Origin of the sequence: Sphingobium sp. KCTC 72723, from assembly GCF_014280435.1 — a bacterium.
In the GTDB taxonomy this organism is placed as follows: domain Bacteria; phylum Pseudomonadota; class Alphaproteobacteria; order Sphingomonadales; family Sphingomonadaceae; genus Sphingobium.
Genome location: NZ_CP060388.1, coordinates 2,285,910 through 2,309,152, shown reverse-complemented (window position 1 = coordinate 2,309,152; position 23,243 = coordinate 2,285,910). Strand labels below are relative to the sequence as shown.

At 65.9% G+C, this 23,243-nt stretch carries 22 protein-coding genes; 12 read left to right on the top strand and 10 right to left on the bottom strand.

Features of this window, described 5'->3' with window-relative positions; translation table 11 throughout:
- The first annotated feature begins 32 nt into the window (after positions 1-32).
- The 5 genes from purH to SPBM01_RS11370 all read left to right on the top strand — a co-directional run bounded on the left by purH (position 33) and on the right by SPBM01_RS11370 (position 6,168).
- A complete protein-coding gene (gene purH / locus SPBM01_RS11390) occupies positions 33-1,646 on the top strand; it encodes a bifunctional phosphoribosylaminoimidazolecarboxamide formyltransferase/IMP cyclohydrolase (RefSeq protein ID WP_188061941.1) in 1,614 nt (537 codons plus the stop codon).
- A gap of 318 nt (positions 1,647-1,964) precedes the next feature.
- On the top strand, positions 1,965-2,297 hold the full coding sequence (locus SPBM01_RS11385) for a UrcA family protein (protein WP_188061940.1): 333 nt from the start codon (positions 1,965-1,967) through the stop codon (positions 2,295-2,297).
- A gap of 188 nt (positions 2,298-2,485) precedes the next feature.
- On the top strand, positions 2,486-4,009 hold the full coding sequence (locus SPBM01_RS11380) for an NAD(P)/FAD-dependent oxidoreductase (protein ID WP_188061939.1): 1,524 nt from the start codon (positions 2,486-2,488) through the stop codon (positions 4,007-4,009).
- A gap of 49 nt (positions 4,010-4,058) precedes the next feature.
- Complete coding sequence (locus SPBM01_RS11375; RefSeq protein ID WP_188065678.1) at positions 4,059-4,421, top strand: GtrA family protein; 363 nt, start codon at positions 4,059-4,061, stop codon at positions 4,419-4,421.
- Positions 4,399-6,168, top strand: a complete 1,770-nt coding sequence (locus tag SPBM01_RS11370; protein WP_188061938.1) for a hypothetical protein — start codon at positions 4,399-4,401, stop codon at positions 6,166-6,168. The genes SPBM01_RS11375 and SPBM01_RS11370 overlap by 23 nt, the downstream gene beginning before the upstream one ends.
- On the opposite strand, the gene msrB is transcribed toward SPBM01_RS11370, so the two are convergent.
- Genes msrB through SPBM01_RS11355 form a run of 3 tightly spaced genes read right to left on the bottom strand, consistent with a single transcriptional unit; the run spans position 6,155 to position 8,810 of the window.
- Positions 6,155-6,631 carry a peptide-methionine (R)-S-oxide reductase MsrB gene (gene msrB / locus SPBM01_RS11365; protein WP_188061937.1) on the bottom strand — a complete coding sequence of 159 codons (477 nt, stop codon included), beginning with the start codon at positions 6,629-6,631 and terminating at the stop codon, positions 6,155-6,157. The two genes, SPBM01_RS11370 and msrB, sit on opposite strands and share 14 nt — an antisense overlap.
- A 17-nt stretch (positions 6,632-6,648) precedes the next feature.
- A complete protein-coding gene (locus tag SPBM01_RS11360; protein ID WP_188061936.1) occupies positions 6,649-7,842 on the bottom strand; it encodes an ABC transporter permease in 1,194 nt (397 codons plus the stop codon).
- On the bottom strand, positions 7,839-8,810 hold the full coding sequence (locus SPBM01_RS11355; RefSeq protein ID WP_188061935.1) for an ABC transporter ATP-binding protein: 972 nt from the start codon (positions 8,808-8,810) through the stop codon (positions 7,839-7,841). Before SPBM01_RS11355 ends, SPBM01_RS11360 begins: the two co-directional genes overlap by 4 nt.
- Before the next feature lie 22 nt (positions 8,811-8,832).
- On the opposite strand from SPBM01_RS11355, the gene queG reads away from it, so the two are divergent.
- Positions 8,833-9,888, top strand: coding sequence for a tRNA epoxyqueuosine(34) reductase QueG (gene queG / locus SPBM01_RS11350; RefSeq protein ID WP_188061934.1), 1,056 nt, complete (start codon positions 8,833-8,835; stop codon positions 9,886-9,888).
- Here the strand turns inward: queG and SPBM01_RS11345 are convergent.
- On the bottom strand, positions 9,876-10,250 hold the full coding sequence (locus SPBM01_RS11345; protein ID WP_188061933.1) for a hypothetical protein: 375 nt from the start codon (positions 10,248-10,250) through the stop codon (positions 9,876-9,878). The genes queG and SPBM01_RS11345 overlap by 13 nt on opposite strands.
- Complete coding sequence (locus SPBM01_RS11340) at positions 10,247-10,915, bottom strand: EI24 domain-containing protein (protein WP_188065677.1); 669 nt, start codon at positions 10,913-10,915, stop codon at positions 10,247-10,249. Before SPBM01_RS11340 ends, SPBM01_RS11345 begins: the two co-directional genes overlap by 4 nt.
- Positions 10,916-11,036: 121 nt before the next feature.
- Here SPBM01_RS11340 and SPBM01_RS11335 point away from each other — a divergent pair, with 121 nt between their 5' ends.
- Positions 11,037-12,038 (top strand): adenosine kinase, encoded by a 1,002-nt coding sequence (locus SPBM01_RS11335; protein WP_188061932.1) that lies wholly within the window; start codon positions 11,037-11,039, stop codon positions 12,036-12,038.
- Positions 12,039-12,170: 132 nt separating this feature from the next.
- Here the strand turns inward: SPBM01_RS11335 and SPBM01_RS11330 are convergent, their stop codons facing one another.
- The 3 genes from SPBM01_RS11330 to tsaD are packed head-to-tail and all read right to left on the bottom strand — an operon-like array spanning position 12,171 to position 15,738.
- On the bottom strand, positions 12,171-13,712 hold the full coding sequence (locus SPBM01_RS11330) for a lipopolysaccharide biosynthesis protein (RefSeq protein WP_410482997.1): 1,542 nt from the start codon (positions 13,710-13,712) through the stop codon (positions 12,171-12,173).
- Between the two features lie 23 nt (positions 13,713-13,735).
- Entirely contained in the window at positions 13,736-14,707 is a 972-nt protein-coding gene (locus tag SPBM01_RS11325; protein ID WP_188061930.1) for an NAD(P)H-dependent glycerol-3-phosphate dehydrogenase, read from the bottom strand.
- The gene (gene tsaD / locus SPBM01_RS11320; protein ID WP_188061929.1) at positions 14,704-15,738 is read right to left on the bottom strand and encodes a tRNA (adenosine(37)-N6)-threonylcarbamoyltransferase complex transferase subunit TsaD; all 1,035 of its coding nucleotides are present in this window, start codon (positions 15,736-15,738) and stop codon (positions 14,704-14,706) included. Before tsaD ends, SPBM01_RS11325 begins: the two co-directional genes overlap by 4 nt.
- Positions 15,739-15,782: 44 nt before the next feature.
- On the opposite strand from tsaD, the gene hemC reads away from it, so the two are divergent.
- The 4 genes from hemC to SPBM01_RS11300 all read left to right on the top strand — a co-directional run bounded on the left by hemC (position 15,783) and on the right by SPBM01_RS11300 (position 19,163).
- Positions 15,783-16,709, top strand: coding sequence for a hydroxymethylbilane synthase (hemC, locus tag SPBM01_RS11315; RefSeq protein ID WP_188061928.1), 927 nt, complete (start codon positions 15,783-15,785; stop codon positions 16,707-16,709).
- 10 nt (positions 16,710-16,719) lie between these two features.
- Positions 16,720-17,391 (top strand): uroporphyrinogen-III synthase, encoded by a 672-nt coding sequence (locus SPBM01_RS11310; RefSeq protein WP_188061927.1) that lies wholly within the window; start codon positions 16,720-16,722, stop codon positions 17,389-17,391.
- Between the two features lie 55 nt (positions 17,392-17,446).
- Positions 17,447-18,292: a hypothetical protein gene (locus SPBM01_RS11305; RefSeq protein ID WP_410482996.1), complete on the top strand. Its 846-nt coding sequence runs from the start codon at positions 17,447-17,449 to the stop codon at positions 18,290-18,292.
- Between the two features lie 109 nt (positions 18,293-18,401).
- Entirely contained in the window at positions 18,402-19,163 is a 762-nt protein-coding gene (locus SPBM01_RS11300) for an esterase/lipase family protein (protein ID WP_188061925.1), read from the top strand.
- Here the strand turns inward: SPBM01_RS11300 and gltX are convergent.
- Positions 19,138-20,472, bottom strand: a complete 1,335-nt coding sequence (gene gltX, locus SPBM01_RS11295) for a glutamate--tRNA ligase (protein ID WP_188061924.1) — start codon at positions 20,470-20,472, stop codon at positions 19,138-19,140. The genes SPBM01_RS11300 and gltX overlap by 26 nt on opposite strands.
- A gap of 8 nt (positions 20,473-20,480) precedes the next feature.
- The gene (locus SPBM01_RS11290) at positions 20,481-22,142 is read right to left on the bottom strand and encodes an NAD+ synthase (protein ID WP_188061923.1); all 1,662 of its coding nucleotides are present in this window, start codon (positions 22,140-22,142) and stop codon (positions 20,481-20,483) included.
- A gap of 135 nt (positions 22,143-22,277) precedes the next feature.
- On the opposite strand from SPBM01_RS11290, the gene SPBM01_RS11285 reads away from it, so the two are divergent.
- Positions 22,278-23,213: a ribose-phosphate pyrophosphokinase gene (locus SPBM01_RS11285; RefSeq protein ID WP_188061922.1), complete on the top strand. Its 936-nt coding sequence runs from the start codon at positions 22,278-22,280 to the stop codon at positions 23,211-23,213.
- Positions 23,214-23,243: the final 30 nt, after the last annotated feature.

Here is a 23,243-nt window from a genome sequence, read left to right as displayed (position 1 = left end):
CGGCACCCGAACAGCAGGAAGCCTTTTCCCCCATGACTGCCACCCCTACCGCAACCCCCGCCGACGTCACCATCAAACGCGCGCTCCTGTCCGTCTCGGACAAGGCGGGCCTCATCGACCTGGGCCGGGCGCTCAGCGACCATGGCGTCGAACTTGTGTCCACTGGCGGCACGGCAAAGGCGCTGCGCGATGCGGGGCTGGATGTCATGGACATTTCCGACCTGACCGGCTTCCCCGAAATGATGGATGGCCGGGTCAAGACGCTGCATCCCAAGGTGCATGGCGGCCTGCTCGCGGTGCGCAACAACCCGGACCATGTCGCGTCGATGGACGAACACGAAATCGGTGCGATCGACCTGGTGGTGGTCAACCTCTACCCGTTCGCCGCGACCGTGGCCAAGGGTGCCGAGCGCGAAGAGATCATCGAGAATATCGACATTGGCGGCCCGTCGATGGTGCGTTCCGCCGCCAAGAACCATGAAAGCGTCGTCATCGTCACCGACCCCGCCGACTATGCCCGGCTGATCGCGGAAATGGCGGAAAAGGCGGGCGGCACCAGCTACGACTTCCGCCGGATGTGCGCGGCAAAGGCTTATGCCGCGACCGCCGCTTATGACTCGATGATAGCCAGCTGGTTCGCCTTCGCCGATCAGGGGGAGATGTTCCCGCAGACGCTGGCGGTCGCCAGCACGCTCTCCACCACGCTGCGCTATGGCGAAAACCCGCACCAGTCCGCCGCGCTCTATCTGCCCACCAGCCCGTCCGCCAATGGCATCGCGCAGGCGAAACAGGTGCAGGGTAAGGAACTGTCCTACAATAATTATAACGATGCCGACGCCGCGCTCGAACTGGTCAGCGAATTTCGCGACGGCCCGCCCACGGTGGTCATCGTCAAGCACGCCAACCCCTGCGGCGTGGCGACTGGCGATACGCTGATCGAAGCCTATGAAGCCGCGCTCGCCTGCGACAGCGTGTCGGCGTTCGGCGGCATCATCGCGGTCAACCGCCCGCTCGACGGCCCGACCGCCGAAGCGATCAGCGGCATCTTCACCGAAGTCGTCGCCGCGCCGGGTGCCGACGATGCTGCCCGCGCCATATTCGCGAAGAAAAAGAATTTGCGCCTGCTGCTGACCGGCGACCTGCCCGATCCGGCGCGCGCTGGCCTGCAACTCAAGACGATTGCAGGCGGCGTGCTGGTCCAGAGCCGCGACAATGGCCAGATCAGCCGCGACGCGCTCAAGGTCGTGACGAAGCGCGAACCCACGCCCCAGGAACTGGACGACTGCCTGTTCGCCTGGACCGTGGCCAAGCATGTGAAATCCAACGCTATCGTCTATGCCAAGGACGGCAGCACAGCGGGCGTGGGCGCGGGCCAGATGAACCGCCTTGAATCCGCGCGCATCGCCGCGTGGAAGGCCAAGGATGCCGCCGAAAAGGCAGGCTGGAGCGCACCGCGCACTATTGGGTCGGCGGTCGCGTCCGACGCTTTCTTCCCCTTCGCCGACGGCCTGCTCGCCGCCGTAGAGGCGGGCGCTACGGCGGTGATCCAGCCGGGCGGTTCCATCCGCGACGATGAAGTCATCGCCGCCGCCGACGAAGCGGGCCTCGCCATGGTGTTCACCGGAATGCGCCACTTCCGGCATTGAGAGTCTGTTTGAAAATCCGCGAAAGAGCGGATTTTTGGCCGCACCGGCCTTCAAACGAGGCACGTGACTCGTTTGAACCCCACCCGGCCTCCCATTCAGGATATTCTGTGGGAGGCCGGATGGGGGAGCGGGCCGGTGCGGCACCCATGGGCAAAGCCCATCACCAAAAACTCTTCGCACCCGCAAAATAACGGTTTTCCGCCACTTTTGCGCAACTGGCCTCTTTTCAAAACCATCGGGCAGGCCTATTTAGGCATGGACCCGAAGCCCAAGTCAGGCGTTGGGCAGAAAAGAAAAATGTTCGACAGGAGAATATGGATGACCCGGAAGACTCTGGTGGTGCTTGCCGCCACTATCGCCCTTGCCCTGCCCGGCATGGCCAGTGCGGGCAGCAACGACATGGATGTGATCGTCGATGGCCGCGCCGGCACCGAAACGCGCAGCATCACTGTGTCGATCGCCGACCTCAACCTTGCCAGCAGCAACGGCCTGCGCCGTGCCGACTATCGCGTGACCCGCGCCGCCAAGCAGGTATGCGGTTTCGTCAATGGCTCGATCCTGCCGGTAACCCAGGACTATCGCAGCTGCTTTGGCGAAGCGCTCGACGGCGCCCGCAGCGACCTGAACGCCATGGCCCAGCGCCAGGGCTGATCGCCTTGCCGTTCCCCGCACGAAGGGGATGAGCAAAGGGCCGTTCCGCACCCCCTGCGGAGCGGCCCTTTGTCGTTGGCGCATCGCACGGTCGTTCCGGTCCCGATCCTTACCGGCCGTTAACCAGTCCTTAGAGGATTTCCTTCACTCCCGACGGCACGAAAGACCATCCGGGGGAATAGCCTGCCATGCCGCGTACCGACCGATCTGTGGACGTTGCCATCATCGGCGCTGGCCCGGCGGGCCTGACCGCTGCCTATCTGCTGACAAAGCAGGGCATGAACGTGACCGTGATCGAAAAAGACCCGACCTATGTCGGCGGGATCAGCCGCACGGTGGAACTGGACGGTTTCCGCTTCGACATTGGCGGCCATCGCTTCTTTTCAAAGTCGCAGCAGGTGGTCGACCTGTGGAACGAGATATTGCCCGACGATTTCATCCAGCGTCCCCGGATGAGCCGCATCTATTATGAAGGCAAATTCTACAGCTACCCGCTGCGCGCGTTCGAAGCGCTGTGGAATCTGGGCATCTGGCGCTCGACGCTGTGCATGGCCAGCTTCGCCAAGGCCCGCCTGTTCCCCAACCGCAACGTCCGCTCCTTTCAGGACTGGACCGTCAACGCCTTCGGCCACAAGCTTTTTTCCATCTTCTTCAAGACCTACACCGAAAAAGTGTGGGGGATGCCGTGCGATGAAATGTCGGCCGACTGGGCGGCGCAGCGGATCAAGGGCTTGTCGCTCTGGGGGGCGGTTGTCGATGGCCTCAAGCGCAGCCTTGGCCTGAATAAAAAACCCAATGACGGCATGGCCACCAAGACGTTGCTGGAAACATTCCGCTACCCCCGCCTTGGCCCCGGCATGATGTGGGAAGCCGCACGCGACCGCGTGGTGGAAGGCGGCAATCAGGTGCTGATGGACCACAGCTTCAAGCGGCTGGAGCAGGATCAGGCGACCAATGGCTGGCGTCTGGTGGCGCAGGGACCGGATGGTGACGTCGTCATCAACGCGGCCCATGTCATTTCTTCGGCCCCCATGCGCGAACTGGCGGGGCGCATCCATCCGCTGCCTGCGACTCTGCCCGAAGCGATGAACCTGAAATATCGCGACTTCCTGACCGTGGCGCTGATGGTGAAGGGGCAGGATATCTTCCCCGACAACTGGATCTATATCCACGACAGCAAGGTGCAGGTCGGCCGTATCCAGAATTTCCGCAGCTGGTCGCCCGAAATGGTGCCGGACCCGACGCTGGCCTGTGTTGGCCTGGAATATTTCTGTTTCGAAGGCGACGGACTGTGGTCCGCGACCGACGATGATCTGGTCGCGCTGGCGACGAAGGAAATGGCGCTGCTGGGCCTGTGCAACCCCGATGATGTCGTGGGCGGCGCAGTGGTGCGGCAGGAAAAGGCCTATCCGGTCTATGATGACGCCTATGCCGCCAATGTGCTGGCGATGCGCACCGAACTGGAGCAACGCTATCCCACGCTCCACATGGTCGGGCGCAACGGTATGCACCGCTATAATAATCAGGATCATGCGATGATGACGGCAATGCTGACCGTCCGCAACATCGTGGCGGGCGCGCGCATCCATGACGTGTGGTCCGTGAACGAAGATGCCGAATATCATGAAGCAGGGGACGAGGGCCAGGATGTCGATGCGCAGGCTGCGCTGGCGAGTGTCCGCGCCGTCCCGTCGCGCCTGAAGGCTGCCTGACCCGGTGTTTCAAAGGCTGCACGCCCTGACGCAACTGGCCGCGCGCCTGATGTTCGCCCGCTATCTGCTGGCCAGCATCTGCGCCTTGGCGAGCGACATGGGGCTGTTCCTGCTGCTCGACCGGATGGGCGCACCGCCCATACTGGCGGCCTTTGGCGGCTATGCGCTGGGCCTGCTGGTCCATTGGATCCTCAGCATCTGGTTCGTGTTCGATACCGGGGCAGGCCCGACCCATGCGCAATGTGCTGGCTTCGTCGCCAGCGCGGTTCTGGGCATGGGCATCACGGTCGCCATCGTCGGCGCCTTGAGCGCGCTGCACATACTGCCCGCCCTCGCCAAGCTGGCGTCGGTGCCGGTCAGTTTCCTCACCGTCTATGCGATTCGCAAATATGGCGTCTTTGCCCGCGCCTGATGCCCGGCCGGAACTGCGCCGCGCCACTCTGTGGGCGGTGCTGGCATGGCTGTTGTGCAGTGCAGCGATGCTGTGGCTGTTCCGGGGCGACTATGCCGCCTTCGCTTTCCGCGATCCCGACGACGCGATGCGGCTGGCGCAAATTCGCGACTGGATCGGCGGGCAGGCCTTTTGGGACGTTAGCCAGCACCGCGTGAACCCGCCCATCGGCGGCCCGATGCACTGGTCGCGGATCGTCGATATGCCAGTCGCGGCGCTCGCTCTGCTGCTACGGCCTTTGGTCGGTGCGGCTGGCGCGGAACGGCTCGCTTGCATCCTCGCGCCGCTCCTGTTGCTCGGCGGCCTGACCGTGACGCTGTTCACCGCGACCCGCCGCATGGGAGGGGCGGGCGTCGCGCTGCTCGGCGTCATCCTCCTGCTCACCGCGCCCTCCATCCTCGTCCAGTTCACGCCGTTGCGGATCGACCATCATGGCTGGCAGATCCTGCTCGCCGCGCTGGCGCTGTGCGGCGCGATGGACCCGCGCGTTATGCGTGGCGGCGTCGTTGCGGGCGTGGCACTGGCGCTCTGGCTCAACATTTCCAGCGAAGCGCTGCCCTATGCCGCGCTGTTCGCCGCGACCTTCGCCCTGCGCCACTGGATCGCGCAGGATCAGACGCCCCGCTTCATCGCCTTCGCGCTCATGCTTGGCGGTGCGGCGCTGCCGTTGCTCGCATTGCTGCGCGGGCCATCGGCGCTGTTCGCCGCCTATTGCGACGCGCTGTCCTTCGTCTATCTCTGGCCGCTCGTCGCCCTTGCGCTGGCCACTGCCGCAGCGGCCCGGCTGATCGGATCGCACACTGCTACCCGTCGCTGCCTTGTCGCGGCGATCGGCGGCGGCGCGGCCATGGCGACGTTCCTCGTCACCGGCGGACCCTGCCTGTCGGGGGATCCCTTCGCCTCGCTTGGCCCGCTCGCCTATAAACTCTGGTATCTTCAGGTGATGGAAGGCCGCCCGCTCTGGGAACAGAGCCTGTCTATGCGTGGCGTCATCCTGCTGACGCCGCTGCTCGGCCTTGGCGCGACTCTGCTGGCGGCGTGGCGCACGCGGGATAGCGCGCGCGCGCGGTGGCTGACGCTGGCGCTGCTGCTGACCGGCGCAATCCTCGTCGCCGTCATGGTCATGCGCGCATTGTCGGTCGCCCATCTCTTTGCCCTGCCGGGCATCGCCTGGCTGCTCGCTACACTGTTCGCGCGGGTGCAGGCGTCCGGCTTCGCGCTGGTGCGGATCGTGGGATCGGTCATGCTGGTGCTGCTGACGCCCGCTGGCCTGTCGGCGCTATGGGTGGCGGGGGCCGCCACGCCCGAACCGGCAAAAAAGCCCAGTGCCGACTGTCGCAGCGCCGCCGTCCTGGCGCCGCTCCGGGCGCTGCCGCCCGCCACTGTGTTCGCCCCGCTCGACATCGGTCCCGACATATTGGTGCAGACGCGCCATGGCGTGATCGGCACTGCCCATCATCGCAACGTAGCGGGCATTACGGCGGTGATCGCAGGCTTCACCGATTCGCCGGATCGCGCGCGCAACGTCATCACCCGCACCAGCGCAACCTTCCTCGTCACCTGTGACGGCCTGAACGAATATCGCCTTTATGGACAAGCCAGCACCCATGGCCTGGCAGCACAATTGGCCAGCGGGAACGCGCCCGGCTGGCTCGACCCGCTGCCGACCAAAGGCCCGCTTAAAATCTATCGGATCAGGCGGCCTTGAACGTCATCGCCACGCCGTTCATGCAATAACGCTTGCCCGTGGGCCGTGGCCCGTCGTCGAACACATGGCCCAGATGCCCGCCGCATCGCGCGCAATGCACTTCGGTGCGCGGATAGCCCAGATCGAAATCGCGGCTCGTCCCCACGCCCCCGCGCAACGGGGCATAGAAACTCGGCCAGCCGGTGCCGCTCTCGAACTTGGTCTTGGCGTCGAACAGATTTTGCGCGCACCCGGCGCAGGCAAATGTCCCCGCGCGCTTTTCCTTGTTCAACGGACTGGTGAAGGGATGCTCGGTCGCCTGCTTGCGCAGCACATTATAGGCCAGCGGCGACAGTTTCTTGCGCCATTCCGCATCGGTCAGGACATAGGGATAGGCCGCGTCCGCCGTGCCAAGGCCAAGCCGCCACACACCTGCACATGCAACGCCGGTCAGGACGCCGCCAAGGACTTGTCGTCTGTTCATGCGCCCTTTTCCTCCTTCTATCCTGTCGTCGTCCTGAACAGGTTTTTCCACCAGCGCCCGCCCGACTGCATCACATGGCGGCGGAACAGCAGCACGCCCACGCGAATGATGATCGCCACGAACGCCCCCTGCCAGACGATGGCCAGCAGATGCGGCCAGATCGCCCCGTCCTGCGCCGCGCGCGCGATCATGGTGAAGGGCGAACTGAACGGAAAGATCGCGGCGGCAATTTCCGGCGCCTTGCCCATATGGTCGACGGCATAGCTGGCGAAGAAGAAGATCAGCATTTGCCCCATGGTGACGGGCATGTTGAGCGTCTGCACTTCGCGCACGGTCGCCGCCTGCGCGCCGATGCCCAGGAACAGCGATCCCAGCAGCGTGTAGGCCATGGCGAAATAGACGGTAGCCAGCAGGAAAAAGACCGGCCAGCCGACTGCGGGCGCAGGCATGGCCGACGCGGCACCGCCGTTCAGCACCAGAAATATCGCAAAGGCCGTCCCGCCCCAAAAGGCGATGCCCACGAAACTCATCGCCAGCATGGCCATCAGCTTACCCAGGAATATCGCGTCGATCGGCACGGCGGCGGCAAGTATCTCTATGATTTTATTAGTTTTTTCTTCCACCAAATTGGACAGGATCATCCCCGCCAGCAATATGGTGAGAAAGAACATGACAATCTGCGCCACCCGCCCGATCTGAAGGCGTGCCTGCGACTGCGCGCCAAGGCTGGTGGCGACTTCCTGCCGCTGCACCTGCACCAGCCGCAGCGTCCTTTCCGCCTGCGCCGCGCTGGCGATCAGGCTGAGGTCGCCCTGCAACCTGTCCAGATCCTCCGCCTTGCCGGTCAGCACGGGATGGGCGACCGATCCCGACAGGATCGCCACCACGCTCGATCGCGGCTGCGCCAGCAACGCGCGCGGCGACGGCGTGGTCTCCACCCGCCGCAACCGGGGCAGCGCCTGCGGTCCCATCCGGTCGGTCAGCCGCGCGTGCGCCGCCTCCAGCCGTGCGGCCTCGCTGGCGGGCATGGCGATGCCGACCGACGGGCGCAGGTCGGTGCTGGAAATCTTTTCGGTGAAGCCGGCAAACACCATGCCGATGACGATCGGCAGCAACGGACCCAGCAGAAACAGGATGAACGTGCGGGACAGGACGACGGCGGTAAAGTCCCGCCGGGCGATGACCAGCGCAGCGCGCAAAATCTCGTTCATATGTCCATCTCGCTGTCTACTTTAGCGTCCATCTGGCGCGCAGCGGCTGCGCCCGCAATCGCCACGAAAGCATCGTGCAGGCCGGGTCGCTCAATCGACAGGCTCTCAATCCCTGCGTTCCCGTCCAGCAGGGCGCGCAGCAACGGCTCTATCCCGCCATCGGGCAGCGCGAAATGCCACGCCCCGTCCAGCGCCACCGTATCGGCGGGCAGAGCGCCGCGCCACGGCCCCTCGCTTGCCCGCGTGCGCAGCCGCACCTGCGGCGGCAATCGGTCGCGCGCGTCGCCGGGCGTCCCCTCGAACCGGATGCGCCCGCTCGCGATAATGGCGATGCGTTCGCACAGCCGTTCGGCATGGGCGATGACATGAGTGGAAAAAACGATGGTGACGCCGCGCTGCGCCTGTTCGCGGATCAGCACCTCCAGCTTTTCCTGATTGATCGCGTCCAGCCCTGAAAACGGCTCATCCAGCACGATCAGGCGGGGTTCGTGGACGATGGTGCCGAACAATTGCACCGTCTGGGCCATGCCCTTGGACAGCTGGCGAATCGGCTTGTCCGCCGCCGCGCCCATGCCATGCCCCTCCAGCATCGCGCGCGCCCGCTGCCGTCCGATCTTCAACGGCAAGCCCCGCAACGCCCCCATAAACGCAATCGCCTCGAACGATTTCATCGACGGATACAGCCCGCGCTCCTCCGGCAGATAGCCCACCTGCCGCGCCATGCGCAGCGGTTGCGCCTCGCCCAGCAACTGGCGCTGCCCCTCGTCCGGGTCGATGATGCCCAGCAAGGTGCGCAACAGCGTGGTCTTGCCCGCGCCATTGGGACCAAGAATGCCGTAGATCGTCCCGGCAGGCACGGCGATGTCCACGCCGTCCACCGCGCGAAAATCGCCGAATGTCTTGACAAGCCCATGGCCTTCGAGCGCATAGGCAGGGACGGGCGCAAGGCCCGGAATGTCGCCGTTCATGCCCTCCTGATAGTCTGGACCCATGGCCGTGCCTACAGAAACCTTGGAACTACGGCTGAAAGGGCAGGCTGCGACATTGGGCTTTGCCGCCTGCCGCATCGCGCCCGCCGATGTCGCGCCACAGGCAGGCGCACGGTTACGCGAATGGCTGGACGCGGGCCATCATGGCGACATGCTGTGGATGGCCGACCGCGCGGATGAACGCGCCTCGCCACAGGGGCTGTGGCCCGAGGTGCGCAGCGTCATCATGCTGGGCATGAGCTATGCGCCGGGGCGCGATCCGCTGGCGCTGGCGGACGTGGGCGACCGGGCGCGCTTCTCGGTCTATGCGCAGGGCAAGGATTATCATGACGTCGTCAAAAAGGCGCTAAAGGCACTCGCCCGCTGGCTGGTGGAACAGCAACCCGGCGCGCTCAAGGTCTTTGTCGATACCGCCCCGGTGATGGAAAAGCCGCTTGCCGCTGGCGCGGGGCTGGGCTGGCAGGGCAAGCACAGCAATCTGGTCAGCCGCGACCATGGCAGCTGGCTGTTCCTGGGCGCGATCTATACGGAAATCCCGCTGACCCCCGACGCGCCCGAACGCGACCATTGTGGAACCTGCACCGCCTGCCAGACGGCCTGCCCGACCGATGCGTTCCCCGCGCCTTATATGGTCGATGCGCGGCGTTGCATCTCTTACCTCACCATCGAACATAAAGGGCCGATCCCCCACGACCTGCGCGCCGGAATCGGCAACCGCGTCTATGGCTGCGACGATTGCCTGGCGGCCTGCCCGTGGAACAAATTTGCCGATGTTGCCGCCGCCAACCGCGCCTTTGTCGGCCGGGCGGAACTGGCCGCGCCGGAAATCGCCGACCTGCTGGCGCTGGACGATGCGGGCTTTCGCGAGATTTTCTCCGGCTCGCCGATCAAGCGGATCGGCCGCAATCGCATGGTCCGCAACGCCGCCATCGCCGCGGGCAACAGCGCCGACCCGCGCCTGATTGCCCGGTTGCAACCGTTGCTGGCGGACGCTGACCCGGTCGTCGCCGAAGCGGCGCTATGGGCGATCGAAAAGCTGTCGGCTCACCGGGCCTGAAGCGCCGTGGCGCAGGCTGCGGGGTCGACATCCGCGCCCGCCGGGGTGCGCGCATCCACATGCGTCACGACCGGCTCCTTACCCCGCGCGGGGGCGTAGAGATAAGTGTCCAGCACGCAGCGGCCATTGGCAAATTGCAGCTTGCGCACCGTGGTTTCGCGAATGTCCAGTCGGGGCGTGCCGAACATCCTGGTCAGCGCGCCCGCGTCCGACCCCATCAGCGGTCCCTGCTTCAGGAAGGCGCTGGCCGGCGGACCGGCGGGCGCAGGCGCATAGCCAGCGCGCGGCACCACTGTCCCCGCGCCGCACGCGGCGAGTGGTAACGCCATCAGCGCCGCCATCATGCAACGCCCAACCGTCATGCGATATTCCTCGATCGACCCAGCAACATATGCACCGCCATAGCCGCGCTCCACACCGGCGCAAGCAGGTTGACGAAGGGAATCAGGAACATAAGCGCCGAAGCGAGGCCCATGAGCCACCGACTGCCACGCGACAGCGGCGGGAGGGCAGGGTGGCGCGGTTCGACCATGTCGGCCATGTCCCGCCCCAGCAGATAGGCGTTGACGATCAGGAACAGTCCGATGGTCCCGACCCCCGTCACCAGCAGCGCCAGATAGCCGGGCAGGGCAATGAGGTTCCAGCCCAGGGTCCGGGTAAGCGACGCCAGCGCGAAACGCCCGCTGCGCCCCCAGCCGACCGGGCGCGCGGCCAGCGCCGCCTGGGGATAGCGATCCCGCTCGACCGCTTCGATGATGTCGTCGGCAAACAGACCCATCACTGCCATTGCCGTCGCCCGGAACAGCAGCCAGCCTGCCCCCACCATCAGCAACGCCGTGGCGCTCGCTTCGGCAAAGCCACCACCGCCCCAGCCATAATGCAGCGCCAGCGCATGGAAACCCGCCCATGCCCCCGCTGCCAGCGCCACGAAGATCAGCAATGTCAGCGTCAGCGTCTTGACCAGCAACCGCAGCGCGGCACGGTGAAAGATCGACGGAAAGGCACGCAGGGCAGCGATCAGGACCATCCCGTCACTATCGACCCGCCAGTTGGTCGCGTCAATCAGGCCCGTTGCACCCGCTGCCGCACGCCTATAGACACGGGCCAATTTTTCGCCTTCCCGCCTTTTACAGATACAAGGATATTGCGTGACCGCTTCTGCCCCTACGCTCGATGTCGTCGCCATCGGCAACGCCATCGTCGACGTTCTCGCCCGCAGCGATGACGCTTTCCTCGCCGAACATGCCCTGACCAAGGGGGGGATGCAGCTCATCGACGCGGCCATGGCGGAAAGCCTCTATGCCGACATGGGGCAGGCGAAGGAAATCAGCGGCGGATCGGCCGCCAACACGCTGGCGGGGCTGGCCGCGCTGGGCAAAAAATGCGGTTTCATAGGGCAAGTCAATGCCGACCAGCTTGGCGACGTGTTCGCGCATGACGTGCGCGCGCTGGGCATCCGGTTCGACACCCCGGCGATCAGCGGCGACATTCCCACCGCCCGCTGCCTCATCCTCGTCACCCCCGACGCGCAGCGCACGATGAACACTTTTCTCGGCGCGTCGCAATTCCTGCCGGAAGAAGCGCTCGACCTCGACCTCATCCGTTCGGCGGGCATCCTCTATCTCGAAGGCTATCTGTGGGATCCGCAGCAGCCGCGCGCCGCGATGCGCGCCGCGATCGAAGCCGCGCGTGGCGCAGGTCGCCGGGTGGCTTTCACTCTGTCCGACAATTTCGTGATCGACCGTCATCGCGCCGATTTCATCGAATTGATCGAGCAGGGCCAGATCGACATTCTCTTTTCCAACGAAGGCGAAATCCAGTCGCTCGCCCAGATCGATGATTTCGAAAAGGCGCTGGCCCGTTTCGCCGACAAGGTGCCGGTGCTGGTGTCGACGCGCGGTGAACGCGGCGCTGTCGCCATTGTCGATGGCATCCGCCACGAAGCCCCCTGCGTGCCGGTCGATAAAATCATCGACACCACCGGCGCAGGCGACCTTTTCGCTGCCGGATTCCTCGCCGCCCATATCGACGGGCGCAGCGTAGAGGACGCCCTGGCGCTGGGCGCGGCAGCCGCCGCCGAAGTCATTGCCCACTGGGGCGCACGCCCGGAGGAAGATCTGGGCGTGATCCGCGACAAGCTGTTCGCCTGACTTGGATCCTCCCCTTGCAGGGGAGGTGGCTGGCCGCAGGCCAGACGGAGGGGTGTCATGCTCTCGATAGGGTGACACCCCTCCGTCAGCACTGCGTGCTGCCACCTCCCCCACAGGGGGAGGATGAAGCGCTCATTCCGCCTTCTGCTTGCGGAACAGCGCGCGGTCGTCGGAACCAAAGCCCCAGCGCCAGATGACGCAGCCATAAGCGCCCAATATCGCCCATACGCCAACGACCAGCTCGACCCATTCCAGCCGGGGCGGCAACGCCACGAAGGCCGCGCCGACGATGCAGCCGACCCCGGCCGCGCTCAGCAATGGCCAGCGCCACGCATTGATCGGCGCATCCAGCAACCGCGCCAGCAGCCGGGCCTTGACGAAGGCACCGATCCCCAGGGCCAGGCATAGCGCCAGCGCAGGCGCGGCGGCGATCCACATCGGCGGCATGGCGAACCGGCGCGCGATCAGGATCAGCGCAAAGCTGAAACCGGCCTGGCACGCGATCATCCCCAGCGAGATCATCAGGTTGCGGTGGCGGGCGATATAGACCAGCGCGGATTCGCTGACCACGGCGGTCGCGGCCACCACTTCGGCCATTAGCAGGAAAGCAAGCGCCCCGGTGCCGCCGACGAAATGCGGCCCGACCAGCCCCATCACCGCTTCGCCCGGTATGCCCAGCGCCAGCGCGATGCCTGCCTGCGCCGCGATGATCCAGAAACCGACCTGGCTGACCTGCCGGGCGATCCCGGCCAGATTGCCTTCGGCCAGATTGCGGGTGATGACCGGGCCAAGGATGGGGTCGAAACTGGTCTTGAGCTTTTGCGGCAGCGACGCGACCTGTTGCGCGACATAATAGATGCCGATCACCGCCGGGCTGACGAACAGGCCCAGGATCGCCATGTCCAGCCGCCGCGATCCCCATTCCACGCCATCGGCAGCGGCGAGCGGCAGGTTGCGCCGCGCCAGCCGCCACAACCGCCCGCGATTGGGTCGCCAGCCGCGCGGTCGCCCATAATGGCGCACCATCGGAATGATCGAGGCGACGAAGGCGGCGATCATCGACACGGCATAGGACAGGATCAGCCCGTCGCGCGTCGAGTAGAAGGAAAAAGCGAACGCCCCGATGCTGATCGCCCAGGGTTCGATAATGGATCGCGCCCGCACCGTCGCGCCGACATCGAATTTATAGGCGCACGCCGCCAGTGCCACGTCCGACCCCGCCACCGCGATGACGATCAGCGCCAGCAGCCGGTCCAGCCCATTGATAGGGCTGTTGGGGAACATCGCCTGCGGAAAGACGATCAGCAGCCCCGCGCCCAGCATCGCCGCCGCCATCGTCACCAGCATGGCGTCGGTCACGACATGGGCATGGGGTCGCTCGGTCTGGCTCAATGCGCCCGCCAGCCCACGTTTCAGGCCCAGCGTCGCCAGCTGCGCGACAAATTCGACCACCAGTACCGCATAGGCGAAACGCCCCAGCACATCTGCGCCATACCAGCGCCCGGCGATGAACAGGAAGGGCAGGCGCGCGGCCAGCCGCAGCAGGAAACCGAATATATTGGTCCGCCCGCCCTTGGCCAGGGCGGCGATGTCGTCCTCGTCCTTCGACGCAGGAACCTGCGCGGCCAATCGACTCCCCTCTGTCGTCCCGTCTGTTGTCTGGAATGTAGCCATGATGGTGCGGGCGCGCGACGGCTTTATTCGGGCCGCAACGGACGCGCGAGCAGCGCGTCGATTACGGCACCGAGCGGGGCGGCATCGGCCAGCAGCGCGCATACCGCTTCGACCACGGGCATTTCCACGCCCGCCGCGCGCGCAGCGTCGCGCAGCACGGGCGCGGTAAACGCGCCTTCGGCCACGGTGCGGCGGTTGGACAGCAGGTCGGCGGCGCTGCGCCCCTCGCCCAGCCCCTTGCCCAATGAGAAGTTGCGGGAGTTGGTGGACGAACAGGTCAGCACCAGATCGCCCAGCCCGGACAGCCCGCCCAGCGTTTCCGCCCGCGCGCCCCGCGCTAGGCCAAAGCGCGTCATTTCGGCAAAGCCCCGGCTGATCAGCGCCGCACGGGCGTTCAGGCCCAGCCCCGCGCCGTCGGCAACCCCGCACGCGATCGCCAGCACATTCTTGACCGCGCCACCAATTTCCGCGCCAGTCACATCGTCGGACAGATAGGGACGGAAAGCGGGCCGGGCGATCCGCGCCGCGAGTTGCGCGCCCAGCGCGGCATCCTCACACGCCAGCGTGATGGCGGTCGGCAATCCCTTGGCCACTTCATGGGCGAAGGTCGGGCCGGACAGGACGGCAATGGGCGACATAGGCTGCGCTTCCCGGGCCACTTCGCCCATCAGCAGGCCAGTGCCGGCCTCTATCCCCTTGGAACATAGGATCAGCGGCACGCCAGCAGGGGCTTGTGCCACGACGCTGCGCAGATGCTGCGCCGGGCTGACCACCAACAGCATCTCGCAATCGCCAAGGTCAGCCATCGCGCAGGTCGCGCGGATCGACGGGGCCAGCTTGAGGCCGGGCAGATAGAGCGGATTTTCCCGCGCGCCATTGATCGCATCGACCACATCGGCCTCCAGCGCCCACAGCGCCACGGCGCGCCCGTCGGCGGCCAGCAACTGCGCCAGCGCCGTCCCCCATGCGCCTGCCCCGATGACTCCCGCCCTCATGCCTTCACTCCTGCGCCGCGCGCCTTTTCCGCCGCCGGGTCGAGCGGCCAGCGCGGCCGGGCAGGGAATGTCAGGTCGTCGATCAGTCCCGCGCCATAGCGTTCCGCCCCGGCCCAGGCGATCATCGCCGCATTGTCGGTGCAAAGCCACAAGGGCGGCGCGACGAAGGGCAGGTCATGCTCGCCCGCCAGCCGCTCCAGAGCGGTGCGAATCGGGCCATTGGCCGCGACCCCGCCCGCTACGACCAGCGCGGTTGCGCGCTCGCCGGAAGCCAGCGCTCGGCGGGTACGGTCGACCAGACAGTCGATCACGGCCTGCTGGAAACTGGCGGCAATATCGGGCGTGCTGTATTTGCCGGACTGGACCGCGCGCATCACCGCGCTTTTCAGGCCCGCAAAGGAAAAATGCGGTTCCGCCGTGCCGACCAATGGGCGCGGCAAAGGCACGGCCTTGGCATCGCCCGATGCCGCTGCCTTCTCCACCTGCGGCCCGCCGGGATAGCCCAGCCCCAGCAGCTTGGCGGTCTTGTCGAATGCCTCGCCCGCCGCATCGTCGATCGTGGTGGCCAGCCGCGCATAATCGCCCGGCCCGCGCACCAGCAGTATCTGGCAATGGCCACCCGACACCAGCAGCAGCATGTAAGGGAATTGCAGGGTCGGATCGGCCAGACGCGGGGAAAGCGCATGGCCTTCCAGATGGTTGACCGCAATCAACGGCTTGCCCGCCGCATGGGCCAGCGCCTTGCCCGTGACCAACCCCACCATGACGCCGCCGATCAGCCCCGGCCCGGCGGTCGCGGCGATCACATCGACATCGGCCAATGTCATCTTCGCGTCGGCCAGCGCCGCTTCGATCAGCGGGCTGAGCGCCTCGACATGCGCACGCGCCGCGATTTCCGGCACGACGCCGCCATAGGGGCGATGCGCTTCCTCCTGCGTGGCCAGCCGATGCGCAAGGATGCGCCCGTCGGCCGTAACCAGCGCCGCTGCGGTTTCATCGCAACTTGATTCCAGGCCAAGGATGATCGTCATTCCCGCTTCCATCTAATGCCCGTGGTCATTAGAGCAAGCTGCATATGATTTTGTCTCAACGACCGTTGCGCCTTGGCACCAGAGGATCGCCGCTGGCACTGGCGCAGGCCCGCATGACCGCCCGCGCTTTGTGCGCCACCCATGGCTGGCCCGACAGCGCGGTGGAGGTCGTCACTGTCCTGACCAGCGGCGACCGGATACAGGACCGGGCGCTGGCCGACATCGGGGGCAAGGCGCTGTGGACCAAGGAACTGGACCGGGCGCTGGTCGATGGCACGATAGATTTTGCGGTCCACAGCATGAAGGACGTAGAGACGCTGCGCCCGGATATATTCCGTATCGCCGCCATGCTGCCGCGTGCCGACGTGCGCGACAAGCTGGTCGGGGCGGACAGTTTCGACGCGCTGCCCGCCAATCCGGTCGTCGGCACCAGCTCGCCGCGCCGCGCGGCGCAGGTGATGCGGTTGCGCCCCGACGCCACGATCACGCTGTTCCGGGGCAATGTCGCCACCCGCCTCGCCAAGCTGGCGTCGGGCGAGGTCCATGCCACGCTGCTGGCGGCGGCGGGGCTGGACCGGCTGGGGCAGGGCGATGTGGGCGTGCTGGTGCCGGTCGATAGGATGCTGCCCGCCCCGTCGCAGGGCGCGGTGGGGATAGAGACGCTCGCGGACAATGCGCCCGTGCTGGAAGCGCTGGCGGCGATCGGCCATGCCGATACTTTCGACGCGGTGATGGCGGAACGCAACGTCCTGATGGCCCTTGGCGGCACCTGCCATTCGCCCATCGCCGCGCTGGCGCTGATCGAGGGCGACCAGATCTACCTGCGCGCCGAAATCATCAGCCCCGACGGGCAGGAAACCGTGCGGGAGGAAGCCCGCATCGCCCGCCATGACACGCACGCCGCGCAGGCATTGGGCCACGCCCTGCTCGACCGGGCCAGCCCGGCGCTGCGGTCGCTGTTCGAAGGCTGAGGGTTCCGGGGTGAAGCGCCTCATCATCCTGCGCCCCGAACCGGGAGCGGGGCGGACCGCGTATAAGGCCGCGCAGCTGGGCTTCGACGTGCGCCTCCACCCGCTGTTCGTGCCGCAGCCGGTCGACTGGACCCCACCCCCCCCGGATGATTTCGACGCGCTGCTGCTGACCAGCGCCAATGCCGCCCGGCTGGCCGGTCCTGCGCTGGCGCAATATCGCGCCTTGCCCGCCTTTGCTGTGGGGCAGGCAACGGCAGCGGCGCTAAGGGATCAGGGCTTCGTCGCTGTTATTGCGGGCGCAGGCGATGGCAGCACGATCGCCGCCGCCATCGCTGCGCAGGGCCATCGCACCGTCCTGCACCTTGCCGGCACCACCGTCGCGCCGATGGACGCAGGGCCGCTCCATATCGCGCGGATCGCCGTCTATACCATGGCCAGCCTGCCGCCCGGCCCGGCGTTGCAGCGCGATGCCACGCCCGGAACGGTGCTGCTGGTCCACTCCGCCAATGCGGGGGTTCGGCTGGCGCAGCATATCCCGGCGCACGCCCGCGCCGCGCTGCATATCGTGGCGATCAGCCCGGCGGCAATGGCGGCCTGCGGCGATGGCTGGGCCAGCCGCCACGCGCCTGCACGGCCCGACGATGACGACATGCTGGCCCTTGCCCTTCGTTTGTGCGAATGACGGGACAATGACGGACGAAAGGGTCACAATGCGCGACGAGGACGGGGCTGGCACAATGACCATGGCTCCACCCCCGGCGCGCCGCCGCTCCATCCTGCCGCTGATTGTGCTGATGCTGCTGGCCTTTGCCATTGGCGTTGCGATCACGATCTGGGCCTGGCCGCAAATTCAGCGGCGCTGGGGCGATGCGCAACCCTTGCCCACCACGCCCGCTCCGCTGCCCGCCATGGCCGCCCCCCGGATCGCGCAGCCCGCACTGAGCGCCGATTCCGCGCAGATGATGGACGCGCGCGTCGTTCAACTGGAAGAACGGCTGACCCGCATCACCGTGGAGGCGCAGGCCGCATCGGCCAATGCCGCGCGCGCCGAAGGGCTGCTGGTCGCCTTCGCCGCGCGCCGCGCGCTCGATAGCGGATCGCCGCTCGGTTATGTCGAAGGGCAATTGCGGCTGCGTTTCGGTCAGGCGCAACCGCGCGCCGTCGCCACCATCATCAACGCCGCGCGGGAGCCGGTGACGCTGTCGGACCTGCGCGCCGGGTTGGTCGAGGTGGGCGATCGGGTCACGACCCCGCCTGCCGACGCCAGCTGGTGGACGGCGCTGGAACATGAGGCGCGCGAACTGGTCACCATCCGCCGCGCCTCCACGCCCTCGCCCCGCCCGGAAGTCGCCTTCGACCGCGCCGTCCATTATCTTGACGGCGGACGGGTTTCGGCGGCGCTGGCGGAAATGGAACGGATGCCGGGTCGTGCCTATGCCGACCGCTGGATGCAGCTGGCCCGCCGCTATCTGGAGGCGCGCCGCGCGCTCGACCTTATCGAAACCGCTGCGATACTGGAATCCCGCACCCTGCGCGGGGGCGAGGGCGCTGCCGTGGTCCAGACTTCCCCGCTCGCGCCCTGATTGCCGCACCTGCGACGAACTGTTCATCGCATAGGACGAAACCGATGGACGCGCCCGGCGTTTGTCACGACAATGTCATCTTCGCCTGCGGGCCGGGAATATATTCGTCGTGCTGTCTTATTCGCAATCCGTCTCTGCTTTCTGGAAAGGTCGTCTGGCGGCCGGTCCCCGTGCGACAACATTGCCGACATTTCAGCATCTGATCGGCAATCTCTCCTTGCCCTTCGACACCGCGCGCACCCGCGCCCAGGCCGGAGCGCTGGCGCGGCAGATGCGCGGTGACGGGCGCGCCGTCCTGCTCATCCCCGGCCTGCTGGCGTCGGAACAGCGGATGGAGGCCATGCGCCACGTCCTCAACGCGGCGGGCTATGATGCGCATGAATGGGGCATGGGCCGCAATTTCGGGCCGAAGGCCGACAGCCTGCACCGCATCGACCAGCGGGTCGATGCCATTGCCCAGAAAAATGGCGGGCCGGTCACGCTGGTCGGCTGGAGCCTTGGCGGGCTATATGCGCGCGAATATGCCAAGTTCGCGTCGGCCAAGGTCCGCGGCGTCATCACGCTCGGCACGCCTTTTTCCGGCGATCCGCGCGCCAATCACGCTTGGCGTCTTTATCAACTGATATCGGGCAGCCCGGTCGATCGTCCGCCTTTCCCCTGCATCCGCGAAGAAAAGCCGCCTGTGCCGACCATGGCCCTATGGTCGCGGCGCGACGGCGTGATCCTGCCCGAATGTGCCAAGGGGCGCACGGGCGAGCGCGATGCGGCGATGGAAGTCGATTGCACCCATATGGGCTTTGCCGCCGCGCCCGAAGGCATAGCGGCGGTCGGCCGCGCTCTGGCGACTATGCCGACGCTGAAAGCCGCCTGAGCGCTTCTTCCTGCCCGATCAGCGGCAGCAATTGCCCCATGTCCGGCCCGTGATCCAGCCCCGTGAGCGCCCGGCGCAGCGGCAGGAACAGCGTCTTGCCCTTGCGCCCGGTTTCGTCCTTCAATTGCCCGGTCAGCGCCCGCCAGATGCCGTCGTCGAACGGCAGTTGCGACAAGGCCTGGTGCGCCGCCGCGAGAAAATCCCGATCCTCATCCACGCTATCGGGCCTGTCGATCGGCCCGGTCACGACCTGCCACCACGCCGCCGCCTGCGCGACCGTTTCCAGATTGGGCCGGATCGCGTCCCATGCCGTGGCATCCATGCCATCGGGCAATCGCTTCGATACCGTATCGAACGGCAAAGCGTGGACGATCTTCTGGTTGAGCGCCGCCAACTCCCCTTCGTCGAACCGGGCGGGCGCGCGGCCGAAATGGCCAAAGTCGAAACTGTCGATCAGCGGCGCGACATCGGCGAACGGCTCGATCGGCATGGAACTGCCCAGCCGCGCCAGCAAGGACCATATCGCCGCCGGTTCCAGCCCTGCCTCGCGGAAATGGGCAACGCCCAGCGACCCCAGACGCTTGGACAGCTTGCCCTCGCTCCCGGTCAGCAATGCTTCATGGGCAAAGGCGGGCAGGGGCGCGCCTAATGCCGTAAACATCTGAATTTGCGTCGCTGTATTGGACACATGATCCTCCCCGCGCAAAACGTGGGATATGTCCATCTCGCTGTCGTCAATCACTGACGGCAGCATGTAGAGCCATGACCCATCGGCGCGACGAATCACTGGGTCGGACAGCAATTTCGGGTCGAACCGCTGCTCGCCCCTGATCAGGTCGGTCCAGACGATCGGCTGGTCATGATCCAGTTTGAACCGCCAGTGCGGGGTGCGCCCTTCGGCCTCATAATCTGCGACCTGATGCGCCGTGAGTTCCAGTGCGCCGCGATCATAGACTGGCGGCAACCCACGCCCCAGCAGTATCTTGCGCCGCAACTCCAGTTCCTGTTGCGTCTCATAGGCTGGATAGACATGGCCGGACGCGCGCAACTGCTCGAACCGTGTTTGGTAAAGGGCAAAGCGCTCCGACTGTTTCTCCTCCCCGTCCCATTCCAGCCCCAGCCAAGCCAGGTCGGCGCGGATCGAATCGGCATATTCAGCACGCGACCGCTCAATGTCTGTATCGTCCAGCCGCAGCAGGAAGCGCCCGTGGCTCTTGCGCGCCCAAAGCCAGTTGTGGAGCGCCGCACGGATATTGCCGACATGCAGATGGCCGGTCGGCGAAGGGGCGAAGCGAGTGATGACAGTCATGGCGGCCCTTACAGCGTGCGAAAGGCATTGGTGATCGGATAGCGCCGATCGCGGCCGAAATTGCGGCTGCCCAGCTTCACGCCGGGCGGCGACTGGCGGCGTTTATATTCGGCGACATAAAGCAATCGCTCGATCCGGGCGACCGTCTCATGCACGAAGCCGCGCGCGACCAGTTGCTCGACCGACAATTCCTCCTCGACCAGTCCATATAGGATCGGGTCCAGCACTTCATAGGGTGGCAGGCTGTCATCGTCGCGCTGGTCATCGCGCAATTCGGCGCTGGGCGGCTTGGTGATGACTCGCTCCGGCATGACCGGGCCAGCGGGGCCAAAGCCTTCGCCGAGCGACGGGACATTCTCGTTGCGCCAGCGGCACAGGTCGAACACGGTCGTCTTATAGGCGTCCTTCAACACCGAATAGCCGCCCGCCATGTCGCCATAGATGGTGGCATAACCCACCGACATCTCGCTCTTGTTGCCCGTGGTCAGCAGCATATGGCCGAACTTGTTGGACAGCGCCATCAACGTCAGCCCACGAATACGCGACTGGATATTCTCCTCCGTCAGGTCGCGCTGACGCTCGGCAAATACATCGCCCAGCATCGTGTCGAACGCCCCGACCGCCGGTTCGATCGGGATGCTGTCATAACGCACGCCCAGCAATCGCGCGCATTCCACCGCATCGTCCAGACTGTCCTGGCTGGTGAAGCGCGACGGCATCATCACGCACCACACCCGGTCCGCTCCCAGCGCATCGACCGCGACGGCGGCGGACAATGCGCTGTCGATCCCGCCCGACAGGCCCAGCACCACGCCGGGGAAGCGGTTGCGGTTCACATAGTCGCGCAGGCCCAGCACCATGGCGTTGTAGATGTCGGCGGGCCGCTCATCCAGCATATGGACATCGCCGGGCAGGCAGACCCATTGCCCCGCGCGCTTCTCCCAATGGGTCAGCACCAGCGCTTCGTCCCAGTCGGGCATCTGCGCGGCGATAGACAGGTCGCCGTTCATCACGAAGGACGCGCCGTCGAACACCAGTTCGTCCTGCCCGCCGACGCGGTTGAGATAGACCAGCGGCAGGCCGGTTTCGCGCACCCGCGTCCCCGCCACGCCGTTCAGGCGGCGATCGTCCTTGTCCACCTCATAGGGGCTGCCATTGGGGCTGATCAGGATTTCGGCACCCTGCGCCTTCAAATGCGCGGTTACGAACGGGAACCAGATATCCTCGCAGATCGGCACGCCGATCTTCACGCCCCGAAAATCGATCGGCGCAGGCAGCGGGCCGGGCGCGAACAGCCGCTTTTCATCGAACGTGCCATAATTGGGCAATTCGCGCTTCTGCCGGATATGCGTCACGGCCCCATTTTCCAGCAGGGCGACGACGTTGAACAACACGCCTTGCGCGGCAACCACGGTGCCGACCAGCATCGCCGGGCCGCCATCGGCCGTCGCCTGCGCCAGCCGGTCCAGTTCTTTATTGGCGCGATCGACCAGCGCGGGTTTCAGCACCAGATCTTCGGGTGGATAGCCGATCAGCTGCAATTCGGGATAGACGATCAGGTCCGCATCCATGGCCCGCGTTCGCCATAGCAGCATCGCGTCTGCATTGGCGGCAAGGTCGCCCACAGACTGGGTCATCTGGGCAAGGGCGATCACGAGTTTGTCGGTCATGGACGCGCCCCTAGTCGATTTTACCGGCTGGCGCAAAAGCGCCTTTCCAGCGGCGACATGCGGGGCTAAAGGGACGGCGTTTTCCAGGCAGCGTCATCAATTCGTCACGCCGCTTTACAACAGGGGGTTTTGGCCATGAAGCTTATGACCGGCAATTCGAACAAGCCGCTCGCGGCCGCCATCGCCGATTATATTGAAATTCCCCTGACGGACGCCAGCGTCCGCCGCTTCGCCGATGAGGAAGTGTTCGTGGAAATCCACGAAAATGTCCGGGGTGAGGATGTGTTCGTGCTGCAATCAACCAGCTATCCCACCAATGACAATCTGATGGAATTGCTGATCATGATTGATGCGCTGAAACGCGCGTCGGCCAAGCGTATCACTGCCGTCGTCCCCTATTTCGGCTATGCCCGGCAGGACCGGAAACCTGGACCCCGCACTCCGATCAGCGCCAAGCTGGTCGCCAACCTGATTACCAAGGCCGGGGCCGACCGCGTCCTGTCGGTCGATCTGCACGCCGGGCAGATTCAGGGCTTTTTCGACATTCCGACCGATAATCTGTTCGGTGCGCCGGTCATGTCGGCGGATATTCAGGCGCGCTTTGGCGACCGCAACGTCATGGTCGTGTCGCCCGACGTCGGCGGCGTGGTGCGCGCCCGCGCGCTGGCCAAGCGCCTCGACAACGCCCCCCTGGCCATCGTCGACAAGCGTCGCGAGCGGGCGGGCGAATCGGAAGTGATGAACATCATCGGCGACGTGAAAGGCCGCTTCTGCATCCTGATCGACGACATCGTCGATTCGGCTGGCACGCTGTGCAATGCGGCTGCCGCGCTGAAAGCCGCCGGGGCCGAGGAAGTCGTCGCCTATGTCAGCCATGGCGTGCTGTCGGGCGGCGCAGTCGCGCGGGTCGATGCGTCCGAACTGCTGGAACTGGTCATCACCGACACGATCCAGGGTACCGACGCAGTCAATACCGCCAAGCATATCCGCCACTTGCCCATCGCCCCGCTGCTGGGCGAAGCGATCAAGCGCATCGCCGACGAAAGCTCGGTGTCCAGCCTGTTCGACTGAAAGGAGAATGGGCTGGTGGACGATCCGTGG

What these genes read in the sequence shown, in the direction of transcription:
- SPBM01_RS11375 (WP_188065678.1), top strand. Translation starts at nt 4,059, where the DNA reads ATGTTCGCCCGCTATCTGCTGGCCAGCATCTGCGCCTTGGCGAGCGAC.
- SPBM01_RS11385 (WP_188061940.1), top strand. Translation starts at nt 1,965, where the DNA reads ATGACCCGGAAGACTCTGGTGGTGCTTGCCGCCACTATCGCCCTTGCC.
- purH (WP_188061941.1), top strand. Translation starts at nt 33, where the DNA reads ATGACTGCCACCCCTACCGCAACCCCCGCCGACGTCACCATCAAACGC.
- SPBM01_RS11305 (WP_410482996.1), top strand. Translation starts at nt 17,447, where the DNA reads ATGACCATGGCTCCACCCCCGGCGCGCCGCCGCTCCATCCTGCCGCTG.
- SPBM01_RS11380 (WP_188061939.1), top strand. Translation starts at nt 2,486, where the DNA reads ATGCCGCGTACCGACCGATCTGTGGACGTTGCCATCATCGGCGCTGGC.
- msrB (WP_188061937.1), bottom strand. Translation starts at nt 6,631, where the DNA reads ATGAACAGACGACAAGTCCTTGGCGGCGTCCTGACCGGCGTTGCATGT.
- SPBM01_RS11370 (WP_188061938.1), top strand. Translation starts at nt 4,399, where the DNA reads ATGGCGTCTTTGCCCGCGCCTGATGCCCGGCCGGAACTGCGCCGCGCC.
- SPBM01_RS11340 (WP_188065677.1), bottom strand. Translation starts at nt 10,915, where the DNA reads ATGGTCCTGATCGCTGCCCTGCGTGCCTTTCCGTCGATCTTTCACCGT.
- hemC (WP_188061928.1), top strand. Translation starts at nt 15,783, where the DNA reads ATGATTTTGTCTCAACGACCGTTGCGCCTTGGCACCAGAGGATCGCCG.
- SPBM01_RS11330 (WP_410482997.1), bottom strand. Translation starts at nt 13,712, where the DNA reads ATGGCTACATTCCAGACAACAGACGGGACGACAGAGGGGAGTCGATTG.
- SPBM01_RS11360 (WP_188061936.1), bottom strand. Translation starts at nt 7,842, where the DNA reads ATGAACGAGATTTTGCGCGCTGCGCTGGTCATCGCCCGGCGGGACTTT.
- queG (WP_188061934.1), top strand. Translation starts at nt 8,833, where the DNA reads ATGGCCGTGCCTACAGAAACCTTGGAACTACGGCTGAAAGGGCAGGCT.
- SPBM01_RS11325 (WP_188061930.1), bottom strand. Translation starts at nt 14,707, where the DNA reads ATGAGGGCGGGAGTCATCGGGGCAGGCGCATGGGGGACGGCGCTGGCG.
- tsaD (WP_188061929.1), bottom strand. Translation starts at nt 15,738, where the DNA reads ATGACGATCATCCTTGGCCTGGAATCAAGTTGCGATGAAACCGCAGCG.
- SPBM01_RS11355 (WP_188061935.1), bottom strand. Translation starts at nt 8,810, where the DNA reads ATGAACGGCGACATTCCGGGCCTTGCGCCCGTCCCTGCCTATGCGCTC.
- SPBM01_RS11290 (WP_188061923.1), bottom strand. Translation starts at nt 22,142, where the DNA reads ATGACCGACAAACTCGTGATCGCCCTTGCCCAGATGACCCAGTCTGTG.
- SPBM01_RS11345 (WP_188061933.1), bottom strand. Translation starts at nt 10,250, where the DNA reads ATGACGGTTGGGCGTTGCATGATGGCGGCGCTGATGGCGTTACCACTC.
- gltX (WP_188061924.1), bottom strand. Translation starts at nt 20,472, where the DNA reads ATGACTGTCATCACTCGCTTCGCCCCTTCGCCGACCGGCCATCTGCAT.
- SPBM01_RS11285 (WP_188061922.1), top strand. Translation starts at nt 22,278, where the DNA reads ATGAAGCTTATGACCGGCAATTCGAACAAGCCGCTCGCGGCCGCCATC.